General features: G+C 71.4%; 10 protein-coding genes. 3 read left to right on the forward strand and 7 right to left on the reverse strand.

The genetic code is table 11. The features are described from left to right. The first annotated feature begins 69 nt into the window (after positions 1-69). Together ACZ3I4_RS10510 and ACZ3I4_RS10515 are read left to right on the forward strand one after the other, a co-directional pair. Positions 70-1197 (forward strand): NAD(P)/FAD-dependent oxidoreductase, encoded by a 1128-nt coding sequence (locus ACZ3I4_RS10510; protein ID WP_465381614.1) that lies wholly within the window; start codon positions 70-72, stop codon positions 1195-1197. Then, positions 1194-2048 carry an RNA polymerase sigma-70 factor gene (locus ACZ3I4_RS10515; RefSeq protein ID WP_465381615.1) on the forward strand — a complete coding sequence of 285 codons (855 nt, stop codon included), beginning with the start codon at positions 1194-1196 and terminating at the stop codon, positions 2046-2048. The genes ACZ3I4_RS10510 and ACZ3I4_RS10515 overlap by 4 nt, the downstream gene beginning before the upstream one ends. Here ACZ3I4_RS10515 and ACZ3I4_RS10520 read toward each other — a convergent pair. The 5 genes from ACZ3I4_RS10520 to ACZ3I4_RS10540 all read right to left on the reverse strand — a co-directional run bounded on the left by ACZ3I4_RS10520 (position 2035) and on the right by ACZ3I4_RS10540 (position 8194). Beyond that, a complete protein-coding gene (locus ACZ3I4_RS10520) occupies positions 2035-2430 on the reverse strand; it encodes a TIGR03668 family PPOX class F420-dependent oxidoreductase (protein WP_465381616.1) in 396 nt (131 codons plus the stop codon). The two genes, ACZ3I4_RS10515 and ACZ3I4_RS10520, sit on opposite strands and share 14 nt — an antisense overlap. Beyond that, positions 2427-3257 (reverse strand): LLM class F420-dependent oxidoreductase, encoded by an 831-nt coding sequence (locus ACZ3I4_RS10525; protein WP_465381617.1) that lies wholly within the window; start codon positions 3255-3257, stop codon positions 2427-2429. Before ACZ3I4_RS10525 ends, ACZ3I4_RS10520 begins: the two co-directional genes overlap by 4 nt. 216 nt (positions 3258-3473) lie before the next feature. Next, complete coding sequence (locus ACZ3I4_RS10530; RefSeq protein ID WP_465381618.1) at positions 3474-4178, reverse strand: ComEA family DNA-binding protein; 705 nt, start codon at positions 4176-4178, stop codon at positions 3474-3476. Positions 4179-4274: 96 nt separating this feature from the next. After that, positions 4275-5477 carry a glycosyl hydrolase gene (locus ACZ3I4_RS10535; protein ID WP_465381619.1) on the reverse strand — a complete coding sequence of 401 codons (1203 nt, stop codon included), beginning with the start codon at positions 5475-5477 and terminating at the stop codon, positions 4275-4277. 95 nt (positions 5478-5572) lie between these two features. Continuing rightward, positions 5573-8194, reverse strand: a complete 2622-nt coding sequence (locus tag ACZ3I4_RS10540) for an MGH1-like glycoside hydrolase domain-containing protein (protein WP_465381620.1) — start codon at positions 8192-8194, stop codon at positions 5573-5575. A 93-nt stretch (positions 8195-8287) separates the two neighbouring features. On the opposite strand from ACZ3I4_RS10540, the gene ACZ3I4_RS10545 reads away from it, so the two are divergent. Further along, complete coding sequence (locus tag ACZ3I4_RS10545) at positions 8288-10111, forward strand: amylo-alpha-1,6-glucosidase (RefSeq protein ID WP_465381621.1); 1824 nt, start codon at positions 8288-8290, stop codon at positions 10109-10111. Positions 10112-10118: 7 nt separating this feature from the next. Here ACZ3I4_RS10545 and ACZ3I4_RS10550 read toward each other — a convergent pair whose 3' ends face one another. Together ACZ3I4_RS10550 and ACZ3I4_RS10555 are read right to left on the reverse strand one after the other, a co-directional pair. Beyond that, a complete protein-coding gene (locus ACZ3I4_RS10550; RefSeq protein ID WP_465381622.1) occupies positions 10119-13088 on the reverse strand; it encodes a sensor histidine kinase in 2970 nt (989 codons plus the stop codon). Positions 13089-13341: 253 nt separating this feature from the next. Beyond that, on the reverse strand, positions 13342-13740 hold the full coding sequence (locus ACZ3I4_RS10555; protein WP_465381623.1) for a hypothetical protein: 399 nt from the start codon (positions 13738-13740) through the stop codon (positions 13342-13344). Between the last annotated feature and the right edge of the window lie 99 nt (positions 13741-13839).

The raw sequence follows: 13839 nt of genomic DNA on the forward strand, positions 1-13839 counted from the left end.
CTTTCTCCGGCCGGTGTGACCTGGGCCACTGGCCGTCACAATGTCCCGGCCCGTCGCCGTCCCGCGGGCATGACTGACATCCTCGTTCTCGGCGCCGGCTACGCGGGCCTGGCCGCCGCCGCCAACCTCGCCGGCCGCACCCGCAAGCACAAAGACGTCCGCATCACCCTGGTCAACGGCTCCGCCCGCTTCACCGAACGCCTCCGCCTGCATTCGACCGCGGCCGGTCACCCCACCACCGACTTCGACCTTCGTGACCTGACCGCCAAGGCCGGCATCACCTTCGTCCCCGGCTGGATCAGCGCCGTGGACGCCGCCGCACGCACGGCGCGCGTCGACGACGAGCGCACCCTGCGGTTCGACAAGCTGATCTGGGCCCTGGGCAGCACCGCCGACACCACGAACGTCCCCGGGGCAGCCGAGCACGCATACACCCTCGACAGCTTCGCCGACGCCCAAGCCCTGGCCGCGCGCCTGGAGACCCTGAGCAACGGCACGGTTCTCGTCTGCGGCACGGGCCTGACCGGTGTCGAGACGGCGGCCGAGATCGCCGAGCGCTACCCGGGCCTGACGGTGCACCTGCGGGGCCGCGACGAGCCGGGCCACACGCTCACGCCCCGGGCCCAGTCCTATCTCATGGCTTCTTTGACCCGTTTACGCGTACGGGTGGAAACCGGCGCCGAAATCAGCAAGGTGCTCCCCGGCGCCGCCGACGTGGTCGTCTGGACGGCCGGCACCCGGGTCTCGCCGCTGGCCGCCGCGGCGGGCCTGACCGTCGACGAACGCGGCCGCATCGTCACCGGCCCCGATCTGCGGTCGGTCTCGCACCCGCACGTGTACGCGGTCGGGGACGCCGCCGCCGTCCGTCAGCGCTACGGCACCATGCACGGCACGTGCCAGGGCGGGATGCCGACCGGGGTGCACGCCGCGGTGTCGATCGCCCGCGAGCTGAACGGCGAGGAGCCCCGGCCGTTCCGGTTCGGCTACTACCACGCGCCGATCAGCCTGGGCCGCCGCGACGCCGTCGTCCAGTTCACCCATCCCGACGACAGCCCGCGCCGCGGCTGTCTGACCGGCCGGGCGGCCGTCTGGTACAAGGAGACGGTGAGCGCGTCCCCATGGCCGGTCTTCACCCGGATGATCAAGCAGCCGGGGGTGGCGTCGTGGTGGCCGCACGGGGGCCGGTTCACCCGATGACCGTCTTCGATCAGCATCGGCGGCTGTTGTTCGCGATCGCCTACCGCATTCTCGGTTCGGCCACCGACGCCGAGGACGCGGTTCAGGAGACGTGGCTGAAGTGGTCGGCGGCGGACCGTTCCGGGGTCGACGACCCCAAGGCGTACCTGGCCCGCATGATCACCCACCAGGCGATGGATCAGCTCCGGTCGGTCCGGCGCCGGCGCGAGACGTACGTCGGCCCGTGGCTGCCCGAGCCGGTGTTCACCTCCGAGCCGGCCGCCGGCGACGACGTCTCGATGGCGATGCTCGTGGTGCTCGAGACGCTCAGCCCGCTCGAACGCGCGGTGTTCGTCCTCAAGGAGGTCTTCGATTTCCCGTACGGGGAGATCGCGGCCGCCGTCGACCGGAGCGAGGAGGCCGTACGCCAGGCCGCGCACCGGGCCCGCGAGCATGTGCGGGCACGGCGGCCCCGGTTCGTCACCGACCGCCGCCGGCAGCGCGACGTCACCGAACGGTTCCTGGCCGCGGCGACCGGCGGCGACATCAACGGGCTGATGCAGCTGCTGGCGCCGGACGTCACGCTGTGGACCGACGGCGGCGGCAAGGTCCGGCAGGCCCGGCGGCCGGTCTCGGGCGCCGAGCGGGTGGCCGCGTGGATGGCCGGGGTGTCCAAAGTCCCGTACGAGGGAATCGACCCTTCCGACATGCGGGCCGAGGTGGCCGAGATCAACGGCACGGTCGGCGTGGTCTTCACCGGGGCCGGCCGCGTGGTCGCCACCCTGACGTTCGACCTGGGCGAGGACGGGCTGATCCGGGCGATCTACAACGTGGCCAACCCCGACAAGCTGCGCGCCGTCACGCCGAGCTGACCCATTCCGACCAGCGCTCGACGGTGATCTCGACGAACGGCCCGGCCGGTGGCGTCTCCCGATACTGCGGATAGCGGTTCCGCAGAGCCTCGACCGCTTGCCCGTACGCCTCGAGCACGCGCGCCGTCCCGTCGGCGCGCACCCACCACAGCCGGGACCAGTCCGGCTCGTAGTGGTCGGCGAGCACACTGACCCGGGGGTCGGCCGCGATGTTGGCCAGCCGCCGCAGGGCCCGGGTGCGCTTCGGCTTATGGTCGACGGCGAACACGATCCTGTCCTCGACCAGCGCGAACACGATCGGCACGAGGTGCGGCGCCCCGCCCGGCCCGGCCGTCGCCAGCCGGGCCACGGGGACCGAGGCGAACCGCTCGGCCGGCGTCACCGGCCGGTCAGCTCGCCGATGGCCGCCTCCCATTTCTCGAGGACGGGCTCGACCGTGCTCCACGGCCCGGACGGCAGCCACATCGACACCCGGTCGATCCCGGCCTGCTCGCAGCGCTCCAGGGCCTTGGGGTCGGGCGGCAGGCCCAGCATCTGCACCTGCAGGTAGCGGTCGGCGCGGGCGCGCAGCTCGGCGATCCGCTCGAACACGTTCTCGTCGCGCCACTGCGGGAACCAGCCGTCGCCGTACTCGAGCACCCGGTCGAGCACGGTCGGCCCGCCGCCCCCGATCAGGATGGGCGGGTGCGGACGCTGGGCCGGCTTGGGCCACGACCAGATCCGGTCGAAAGTGACGTACTGGCCGTGGAAGCTGGCCTCGTCGTGCCGCCAGATCTCCCGCATGGCCCGGACGCGTTCGTTCATGACCGCGACCCGGACGCGGGGATCGGTGCCGTGGTTCCGCATCTCCTCGCGGTTCCAGCCCAGCCCGACCCCGAACTCGAACCGCCCGCCGCTGAGGTGGTCGACGCTCGCGACCTCCTTCGCGGTGGTGATCGGGTCGCGCTCGGTGACCAGGCAGACGCCGCTGCCGATGCGAAGCCGGCTGGTCGCCTCGGCCGCCGCGGTCAGCGCCACGAACAGGTCGTACGTGTGCCAGTACTTCTGCGGAAGCTGCGCCCCGCCCGGCCAGGGCGTGTCCCGGCTGGCCGGGATGTGCGTGTGCTCGGCGAAGAACAGCGCCGAGTGTCCGCGCTCCTCGACCCGCCGGGCGATCTGACCGGGCCGCATGCCGTCGTGCGTAGGAAAGTAGCCAACACCGAATTCCATGACCCGATCCTATGAACCCGGCGGCCCCGCACGCCGTGTGGGAGAAAAGCGCGGAGGGAGAAGTCCCATGATCTTCGGCCTAGCCATCGCAGCCGCCCTGCTGACCGGCTTCCTGACCGGCTTCCTGTGCTTCAAGCGGACGAACCAGTTCTGCGGCCGCTGCGGTGTGACCCGCGAATGCCCGATCTGCCCGCCGGCCACCCCGCCGGGCGCCGCTCAGAGCGGCCGGAACACCAGAAAGTCCCTGATCATGGCCAGCCGTTCGGACGTCATCCCGGTGCAGTAGACGACAAGCTCCTCCGGGCTGGTGAAGCCGTGCTGACGCGCGCGGCCGCCGGCGATCTCGTCGGCGAGCGGTTGCGGCAGCTCGAGGGTGTAGGCCAGCCACTCGGCCGGCACGTGGTTGATGTCGACCAGCCCGCCGTCGTCGTACTGCCGTCCCGGAAAGTCGGGCCGCCCGATGCGCAGCTCCCAGGCCATGCCCGGGTTGGTCCGCACCAGCTCCCGGGCTTCGGCCCGCCGCTGCGCCCGCCAGGCCGCGGCCGCGACGGCCGGCTCGTTGGCCGCGGGCGCCGCGGTCGCCTTGCGACCCACGAGCAGCTGCAGGAAGACGGTGTGCAGCGTTCCGCCGAGCCAGACGACCAGGAGGAACGCGGCCGTCGCCAGATCGAACCCCGACCCGCGGGCGGCGTCCGGGTCGGCCGGCGCGGTGACACCGGATCCGCAGACGTAGACGACCGTAGCGAGCAGGTAGCCGCCCGCCGCGGCCATATGCAGCCGCGAATTGAGCTTCCAGCCACCGGTGAAAACCATCACGAACGCCCCGAAGCCGCACGTCAGCGTCGGAACGAGGAACCACCACCACGTCGAGTTCCGCTTCGGCGCCCCGGCGGCCGGCACGGGAGAAACAGCAGGTTGCACCGCAAGATCATAAGAACTTCCCGGCCCGTACGCGGTCGCCCACGCTCAGCCGTTCAGCCGGTAAAGCCGAACGCTCGGACGGGGGACGTCGGTCCGCTAACCCGCGGCGCGGTAGGCCTTGCCGGCCTCGGTCGGGGTGGTGGCGTCGCGGTAGAGGCCGTAGTCGACCGAGTCGCCCACCGCGGGCAGGGAGAACCAGGCGTAGCGCTCCACGTACGCGGCCGCCTGCAGCTGGCGCGTCGACTCGGTGATGAACGACGTGATCTGCTGGGTGTTCGGGTAGCGCGGCGTGCCGGTGAAGTTCATCAGGCCGTACTCGGTCACCCAGACCGGCAGCTGGTAGCGGTCGTGCACGGCCTTCACGTAACCCATGAACTGGCCCGCGGCGGCCGAGCTGAAGTCGGAGCCGTACCAGTGCAGCGGGATGAAGTCGACGCGCAGCCCGCGGGCCTTGGCGCCGGTCATGAAGCGGTCGAGCCAGCCGCCGGGGGTGTTGCCGCCGAAGGCCACCGCCGGGGCGCCCAGCCGCATGCCAGTCGCCTGCAGCTGGGGCCACAGGTCGAGGGCCTGCTCGACGGTCATCTCGGCCTGGCCGGCCAGGTCGGGCTCGTTGAAGCCGAGCAGCGTGCGGCCCTCGGTCTTCACCTTGGCCAGGTTGGCCGCGGTCACCACGTTCTCATCCCAGATCATCGGCACGAACTCGGCGTCGGCCGGCATGGCGTCGTTGTTCGTGCCCCAGTTGTAGTACCAGTTCGCGCGCACGTCCTTCACGGCCCCGGACAGCCCGGTGAACTGCCAGGTGCTGACGCCCTTCTTCGCCGCCGCCGCCGGAGGCGGGGGCGTCGTCGTGGCCGGATCGGACCCGAGCGCGAACTGCTGACCGGCTCCGCCGTTACAGGCCCAGATCCGCAGCCGTACGCCGTCGGCGTCGAGGCACTTGCCGGAGCCGATGTTGATCAGGCGGCCGGCCGAGGACGTCCACTTCTGCGCGCCCGTGCCGTTGCAGTCGTAGATCTGCACCCGGGCGCCGTCGGCCGTGGAGGCCGCGGCCACGTCGAGGCACTTGCCCAGCGCCCGCAGGCTGTCCCCGTCGGGCGTCCACTGCTGGGCCGCTGTGCCGTTGCAGTCCCACAGTTGCACGGCGGTGCCGTTGGCCGGGTTGGCGCCGGCCACGTCCACGCACTTGCCGCCGCCGGTGATGGGGCCGGCGGTGGCCGCGGTGGCGGTCGTGACACCGAGGACGCCGAGCCCTCCGACCACCAGGCCGGAGACGAGGATCGCGAGCGTTTTCCGAGACATGCGGCGACCGTAACCGCGACCGGGCGTGGTTCCGAAGCGCCTTAAAACGCCGCTAAGCAAACACGAGCACTACGGGCAAGCTTGCCGAGAAAGCGTTATCGGCGGCGCAGGGTCAGGATCAGGTCGACGACCAGCGCGGTCCAGCCCGTCTGGTGCCACGCGCCCAGTCCGGCGCCGTTGTCGCCGTGGAAGTACTCCGGGAAGACGATGAGGTCCTTCCAATCCGGGTGGGTCTGCAAAATGTGGTTGGCGCCGTAGATCGGCCGCTTCCCCGACTCGTCCGGCAGGAACAGCGAGATGAGCCGCCGCGAGATGTCGTCGGCCACCTCGGCCAGCGGCACCTTGCGCTGCGACCCGGTCGGATATTCCGCCTTCATGTCGTCGCCGAAGAAGTCGGCGTACTCGCGCAGGGCCTCGATGAGCAGATAGTTGACCGGCATCCAGACCGGGCCGCGCCAGTTCGAGTTGCCCCCGAAGAGCCCGCTCGTCGATTCGGCCGGCTCGTAGCCGACGGTGAAGTCGGAGCCGCCGAGCGAGACGGTGAACGGCTTCTCCAGGTGACTGCGGGACAAGGTCCTGATCCCGTACGAGGAAAGGAACTCCTCCGGATCGAGCATGCGGGCCAGGACGCGCATCAGCTGGTCCTGCCCGACCATCGACAGCAGGCGTTGCTGGCGGCCCTCGGGGGAGATGCGCCGGGCGCTGATGATGTCGGCGTACTCGCCCTGCGACGCCTGCAGCCAGCGCAGCCGGGCGTTCAGCTCGGGCAGCCGGTTGAGGGTTCCGGCCGAGAGCCGGGTGGTGGCCGCGAGCGGCAGCAGGCCGACGATCGAGCGGACCTTGAGCGGCAGCTTGTGGCCGTCGGGCAGCCGCAGCTGGTCGTAGAAGAAGCAGTCCTCGTCGTCCCACAGGCCCTGCCGGTACGCGGCCTCGGCGATGTACGCGAAGTGCTCGAAGAACTTCGTCGCCATGTCCTCGTAGGCGCGGTCGTGCAGGGCCAGCCGGATCGCCATGTCGAGCAGGTTGAGGGCGTACATGGCCATCCAGCCGGTGCCGTCGGACTGCTCGAGCACCCCGGCCACGGGCAGCGCGGCCGAACGGTCGAACGGTCCCACGTTGTCGAGCCCGAGGAAGCCACCCTCGAACACGTTGTTGCCGCCCACGTCCTTGCGGTTGACCCACCAGGTGAAGTTGAGCAGCAGCTTGTGCATGACCCGGGCCAGGAAGTCGTGGTCGCGCCCGCCGTCGATCTCGAAGACGCGCAGCGCGGCCCAGGCGTGCACGGGCGGGTTGACGTCGCCGAAGGCCCACTCGTAGGCCGGGATCTGCCCGTTGGGATGCATGTACCACTCGCGCAGCAGCAGGATCAGCTGCGACTTGGCGAAGCCGGGGTCGACCCGGGCGATCGAGACGCAGTGGAACGCCAGGTCCCAGGCCGCGTACCACGGGTACTCCCACGGGTCGGGCATCGAGACGACGTCGAAGCTGTTCATGTGCCACCAGGCGTTGTTGCGCCCGTACCGGCGGCCGGGTGGCGGAGGCGCCGAGCCGGGATCGCCGGTGAGCCACTGCTTCACGTCGAAGTGGTAGAACTGCTTGCCCCACATCAGCCCGGCGATGCCCTGCCGGGCGACGGCCGTCTCCTCGGGCGAGGCCTCGGCCGGGATCAGCCCGGCGAAGAACTCGTCGGCTTCCGTACGCCGCTCGCGCATCACCCCGGACCAGCCGTCGCCCAGATCGAGCGGGGCCGGCTCGTCGTCGTCCTGGGTGAGGCGCAGCCGGATGGTCTGGCTCTCCCCCGGCGCCAGCGTCAGCAGGTAGTGCAGCGACCCCTTGGTGCCCTCGCCGGCCGGGTTGATGGTCGGCGCACCGGTGATCAGGTAGTCGTTGATGCCGTCCTTGGGATACATGCTCTTGCCGGGCTGGCCCCACAGCCGCTGCGCGTTGGTCTCGTTGTCGCACAGCAGCGGGGTGGCTCCGCCCTCGCCCTCGAGCACGATGTGGCCGAGCGTGCGGTGCCGGCCGGTCAGGCGGCCGGGGCTGCCCTGGATGCTGGGGACGGGACGGTTGGGCAGGCCCCACGACCAGGTGTTGCGGAACCACAGGGTCGGCAGCACGTGCAGGGTCGCGGTCTCGGGCCCGCGGTTGGACACGGTGACGGCGATGCACATGTCGCGCGGGGACGCCTTGGCGTAGTCGGCGGTGACCACCCAGAACCGGTCGCCGTCGAAGATGCCGGTGTCGACCAGCTCGTACTCGGACTCCTCGCGGGAACGCTGCCCGTTGACGCGCACCAGCTGGTCGTACGGGAAAGGCTCCTGCGGATAGTGATAGCGCCAGCTCATCCACGAGTGGGTGGGCGTGGAGTCCTGGTACCACCAGTATTCTTTCGCGTCCTCGCCGTGGTTGCCGCCGTCGCCGCCGAGGCCGAACATGCGCTCCTTGAGGATCGGGTCGCGGCCGTTCCACAGGGCCAGCCCGAAGCAGAAGGTCTGCCGCTCGTCGCAGACCCCGGCCATGCCGTCGTCGTTCCACCGGTACGCCCGGGAACGCGCGTGGTCGTGCGGGAAGTAATCCCAGGCCGTGCCGTGTTCGCTGTAGTCCTCCCGGACCGTTCCCCAGGCACGCTCGGCCAGGTAGGGCCCCCAGGCCCGCCACGGCTGCTCGCCCGAGTCCGCCTGCGCCAGCCGGAAGCGCTCCCCCACGCGGTGCCTCACCCCTAGATAATCGCGACGACTCTCAGAGTCTCACTGCCCGGTGTTACATGTGATGACACCGTCTGATTCTGCCCGACAACGAGAGGTCATCGGATGGCTACGTTCGGTCCCCAGACGTGCGGGCGCCTCGACGAGGGCGCGAACCGCGAGTGGCTGGTCCCGGACGGCCTCGGTGGCTACGCGATGGGCACCGTCAGCGGCCTGCGCACCCGGCGCTACCACGGGCTGCTGGTCGTCGCCGGGGACAACCCGGCCCGCCGCCACCTGGGCCTGGCCTCGCTCGACCCGGTGCTGACGTTGCCCTCCGGCGTCTCCGTGCGGCTGGCCACGCACGAGTGGGCGGACGGGACGATCGCCCCGCGCGGGCACGAACGTCTCGCCGGGTTCACCCTGGCCGACGGTCTGCCGCGCTGGCGCTGGCGGATCGGCGACGTCGTGCTGGAACGCGAGCTGGCCATGGTGCACGGGCGGGCGTCCGTGGCGGTGGTGCACCGGCTGCTCAGCGGCGGGCCGGTCGGGTTGTCGCTGGAGGCCATCTGCACCTGGCGGGACGGGCACGGCGAGCGCACCGCGGGCGGTCCGGCGCCGGTGGTCGAGGCGGTCGAGGGCGGCGTCACGGTCGAGCGGGCGTACCGGCTGCGGGGTCCGGGTTTCCGCCGGGCCGGTGCGTGGTGGCGCGGGGTGCGGCACCGCGAGGAGGCGGAGCGGGGGCTCACCGCCACCGAGGACCTCTGGTACGCCGGGAGCTTCCACGCCGAGCTGCGGGAGCCGGGCGACACGGCCGAGGTGTCGGGCTGGGCCGGCGACCTGAGCGACGTCCCACCCCCGGCGGCCGCGGTCGTCGAGGCGGCGCACCGCCGGAACCGGCGTTTCTCCCCGCTCGCCCGGGCCGCGGACACTTTCGTCGTCCGCACTCCCCGCGGCCCCGACGTGGTGGCCGGCTACCCCTGGTTCGGGGCGTGGTCGCGCGACACGATGCTGAGCTACGAGGGCCTGTTCCTCACCACCGGGCGGGCCGAGGAGGGCCGGGAGCTGCTGCGGGCGTACGCGCGAACGCTCTCCGAGGGGATGCTGGCCAACACGGCCGACACCGGCACGCCCGAGTACAACACGGCCGACGGCACGCTCTGGTTCCTGCACGCGGTGGACCGGCACGTGACCACGACGGGCGACACCGACCTGGCCGCCGAGCTGCGCCCGGCCCTGCTCGGGGTGATCGACCAGCATGTGCGCGGCACCCGCTACGGCATCGCCGCCGACCCGGCCGACGGCCTGCTGACCCAGGGCGCCGACGGCGAGGCGCTCACCTGGATGGACGCCCGCGTGGACGGGGCGCCGGTCACTCCCCGGGCCGGCAAGGCGGTGGAGGTCAACGCCTTGTGGATCAACGCCCTGGCCGCGTTGCCCGAGGCGGCCCGTCTGCACGAGTCCGCCCGCACCAGCTTCGCCCGCCGTTTCCCGGCGCCCACCGGCTGGCTGCACGACGTGGTCGACGGCCCGGGCGGCGACGACCCCACGCTGCGCCCCAACCAGCTGCTCGCCTTCTCGCTGCCGCACGCCCCGCTGCGTCCCGGCCCGGCCGTCCTCCGGCTGATCGGCGCGGCCCTGCTCACCCCGCTGGGCCTGCGCAGTCAGGCCCCGGGCACGCCGGGCTACCACGGCGCGCACCGCGGCACCCCGGCCGAACGCGACACGGCGTATCACACGGGCACGGTCTGGCCCTGGCTGCTGGGCCCGTACGTCACCGCGTGGCACCGCCTGGGCGTCGAGGTGACCGCCGACATCGACGCCCACTTCGACGACCACGGCCTGGGCTCCGTCTCCGAGACCGCCGACGGCGACGCTCCGCACGCGGGCAGCGGTTGCCCGTTCCAGGCCTGGTCGGTGGCCGAAGTCCTCCGGGCGAGCCGTCTCTGACCGGCGACTACCTCGGATCGGCCTCGAACTCGACCACCGGCGCCGGCAGGGTGAGGGTGAACTCCGTCCCGCCGTCGCGGGCCGGGCGCGCGGCCAGCGTGCCGCTGTGGGCGTCGATGATCGCCTTGGTCACGGCCAGCCCCAGCCCGGTGCCCTTGATGCCGGCCTTCGTGGCGTTCGAGGCGCGGAAGAACCGGCTGAACAGGTGCGGGTACTGCTCGGCCGGGATGCCGATGCCGGTGTCGCTGATCGTGATGGCCACGGCGTCGCCGTCCTGGCCGGCCGTCAGGAACACCGAGCCGCCCTCGGGCGTGTATTTGATCGCGTTCGACAGCAGGTTGTCCAAGGCCTGCCGCAGGCGCTGCGGGTCGGCGAAGACGGACAGGTCCGGCTTGATCGACGCGTGCACGGTCAGGTTCTTGGCGGCCGCGCTCGGCTGGTGGGCGTCCACGACGTCGTGCAGCATCGCGTCGGCCGGCATCGGCACCGGGTCGATGCTGATGTGCCCGGCGTCCAGACGGGCCAGGTCCAGCAGGTCGTCCACCAGGTGCTGCAGGTGGCGGGTGGTGCGGTCGACGACCGTGGCGTGTTTGCGTTCGGTCCCGTCCAGCACCGGGCTTTCCAAGAGGATTTCCGTGTACGCCCGGATGACGCCGACCGGGTTCCGCAGCTCGTGGATGACCAGGGCGGACAGCTCGTCCTTCATGCGGTCGAGCTCGCGCAGCTTCTCGACCTGGTCGCGTTCCTGGTCGAGCAGCCGCTCGCGCTGGTCGGAGAGCTCGTGGCGTTCGGTGACGTCGGTGGAGATCCCGTCCACGAAGAAGCGGTCGCCGTCCCGCCGGGCCGCGGCCCTGGTCCAGACCCACCGGACCACGCCGTCGAAGCCGACCACCCGGCATTCCACCTCGGCGTGCTCCCCCGCGGCGAGCTTGATCTTGAAGTCGTCGAGGATGGCGGCGTCGTCCGGGTGGACGCGCTCGCCGAGGGTGGCGGGCGCCTCGACGGTGACTTCCCGGCCGAAGACGGCCCGGCCGTTGGGGCTGCCGTAGACGAGCCGGGCCTCCTCGCCCGGCACCGCCTCGACGGTCCAGACGTAGTCGTTGACCTGGGCGACGATCCGGTCGAAGTTGCGGCGCGCGTCGGCCAGCATCAGCGACATGTCCTCGGCCCAGCGCCGTTCGACGAAACGGCCCAGGTGGGCGCCGGCCGCGTCGAGCATGCCCGCGAGGTCCGGGTCGTACGGGAGGTCCTGGTCGGTGTAGAAGGCGAGCACGCCGAGCACGCGGCGGCCGGAGTGCACGGGCACGCCGACGGCGACCCGGATGCCGACCTCGTGCAGGGTGGCACGGCCCAGGTCCTTCATGTCGGTCGGCATCTCGCCGGTGTTCCACCACACCTCGCCGTTACGCGCCCACACCAGGCCGGGCAGGCCCTCGCCGCGCTCGAACGTGAGCGGAAGGTCGTTGCTGAAGGCGGACAGGTCACGGTCGCCCGCGTTGTACGAGCTGTGCCGCACGATGGACTGCCGGTCCTCGGTGAGCTGCCAGTATTCGCCGACGGTCCAGCCCAGCGCCTTGGTGATGGCGGTGACCGCCTCGATGCCGGCCTCGGTGGCGTTGGTGGCGTCGGACAGCACGTGGGCGAGGGCGTGCCGGGCGCGGCGCAGCTCCTCGGCCCGGTGCGCCACGGTGATGTCGTGGAACGCCACCACGGCGCCCAGCTGCCGGTGGTCCTGGGTCTCCACGCGGCGGCCGTTGGTCACGAACCGGCGCCACGAGTCCTGCGCCTTGATCAGCATGTGCTGGCCCTGGACCGCCTCTCCGGCGAAGGCGCGGTTCAGCGGCATGTTGGTCATGCGGGTCCGACCGTCCGGCTCGTAGACCGGGTACATCTCCGGCCAGTCCTCGCTGAACGTGTTCGGCGAGGCCTCGCGTCCGGTCACCTCGCGCGCGGCGCGGTTGAGGAACGTCAGCCGGCCCTCGGCGTCGCAGGCGGCGATGCCGACATCGACGCTGTCCAGCACGGCCTCGAGGAAGGCGTGCTCGTCGTCGGCCTTCTGCCGCTGCTTCTCCATCTCGGCCGCGGCGACCAGCCGGCCGGTGATGTCGTGCACGAAGGCGTGGCACACCGTGCCGCCGGGCTCTTCGACGATCTGCACGGTGATCTCGGCCGGGAACTCCTTGCCGGAGCTGGTGGTGGCGGCGGAGAGGCGCAGGCGCCGGCCGGAGATCTCGGAGAGGCCCTCGGCGCGGGCCTGCCGCATCCCGGCCAGATATCCGGCGCGGGACCGCTCCGGGATGATCAGGTCGACGACGGTGCGGCCGATCGCCTCGGCGGCACGGTAGCCGAACATCCGCTCGGCGGCGGCGTTCCAGGCCAGCACCACGCCGTCCGGGCCGGCCGAGATGTAGGCGTCGTGGGTGCCGTTGACCACCGCGTTCATCCGGGCCCACGAGATCGACTGCTCGGCCTGGGCCAGCCGGAGCGCGACCTCCGACTCGGCCGCCTCGGCCAGGTCACGCAGCAGGGCGAGGTCGTCCTTGGTCCAGACCCGCGGCTCGGAGTCGACCACGCAGAAGGATCCCAGCACGTGGCCGTCGGGCGAGCGCAGCGGCATGCCGGCGTAGGCGATCGCCTGGTAGTCGGCGATGGCCGGGCTGTCGCGCAGACGGTCGTCGAGCCGCGCGTCGGCGATGGCCAGGGGCGCCCGGTCCTCGACGACGTACTTGCAGTACGAGTGGGTCAGCGGCGTCTGGCGGATGGCGTCCATCTCGCCGGAGAGCCCGTAGGCGCTCGCGAAGCGCTGCCGGTCCGCGTCGACGAGCGACACGAGCGCGGTGGGCGCGGCCAGGATGCGGGCGGCCAGCTTGGTCAGCCGGTCGAGCGCGTCGACGCGATCCGCTTCGAGCAGACCGGTGGCCCGCAGCGCCCGGAGGCGTCCCGGGTTCCGCGTCGACGTATCCGATGAGGTCAGCACGGAGCAGTTATCGGTTCCGTCCGGCCTCAGTTGAGGACTTGCGGCGGGCAAACATCCGGGCCGCAAAGATCAGACGAAAGTACGAGTGGCCGGCCCGGCCCGCGAATTTGTGGAAAGAAAGGCGCTATTCGCTGTCACTTTCTATCGGCCGCCCTCGACGATTTCCTGTGAATTGACTGTGAAATGTAAAACAAAAAGCGAAGGGCGCTCCCGTGACCGGGTGCGCCCTTCGCTTTATTCAGAGCCGATCAGCTCAGCGGTGACCCTGCGGGCCGTGGCCGTGGCCGGGACCCTGCGGGCCGTGGCCGTGACCCGGGCGCTGCGGCTGACCCCACTGGCCGCGGACGTTCCACTGGGCCTCGAGGGCGACCCAGCCGCGCTTCGGGCCGCGCTGCACCCGGTCGCAGTCGAAGTCGTCCCACTTCTTCCGGAACTCACCGATCTTGCCGGCCCGCTCGCAGGCCTGCTTCGAGCGGTAGTAGCCGACAATCCGGTCCCGGGTCTTGAACCTGGGGGACTGCGCCTGGACCTGCGTGGCGTGGCCACCGGCGGCCGGAGCGGCCGGAGCCGCGGAAGCCGGGCCGACGCCCATCGTGAGGCCGACACCAACCGCGATGCCGGTCATCGTCAACATGCGCGTGACCTTGTTCATGACAACGCCTTTCTCTCTGTTCACCGAGCTTTGCCCGATGCAGCAGATATTAGGTAAGTCGTCGCATTAGCCCCCTCGGGAAACACGCCACGAAAGGGT

It is taken from the genome of Actinoplanes sp. NPDC021490 (assembly GCF_055562135.1).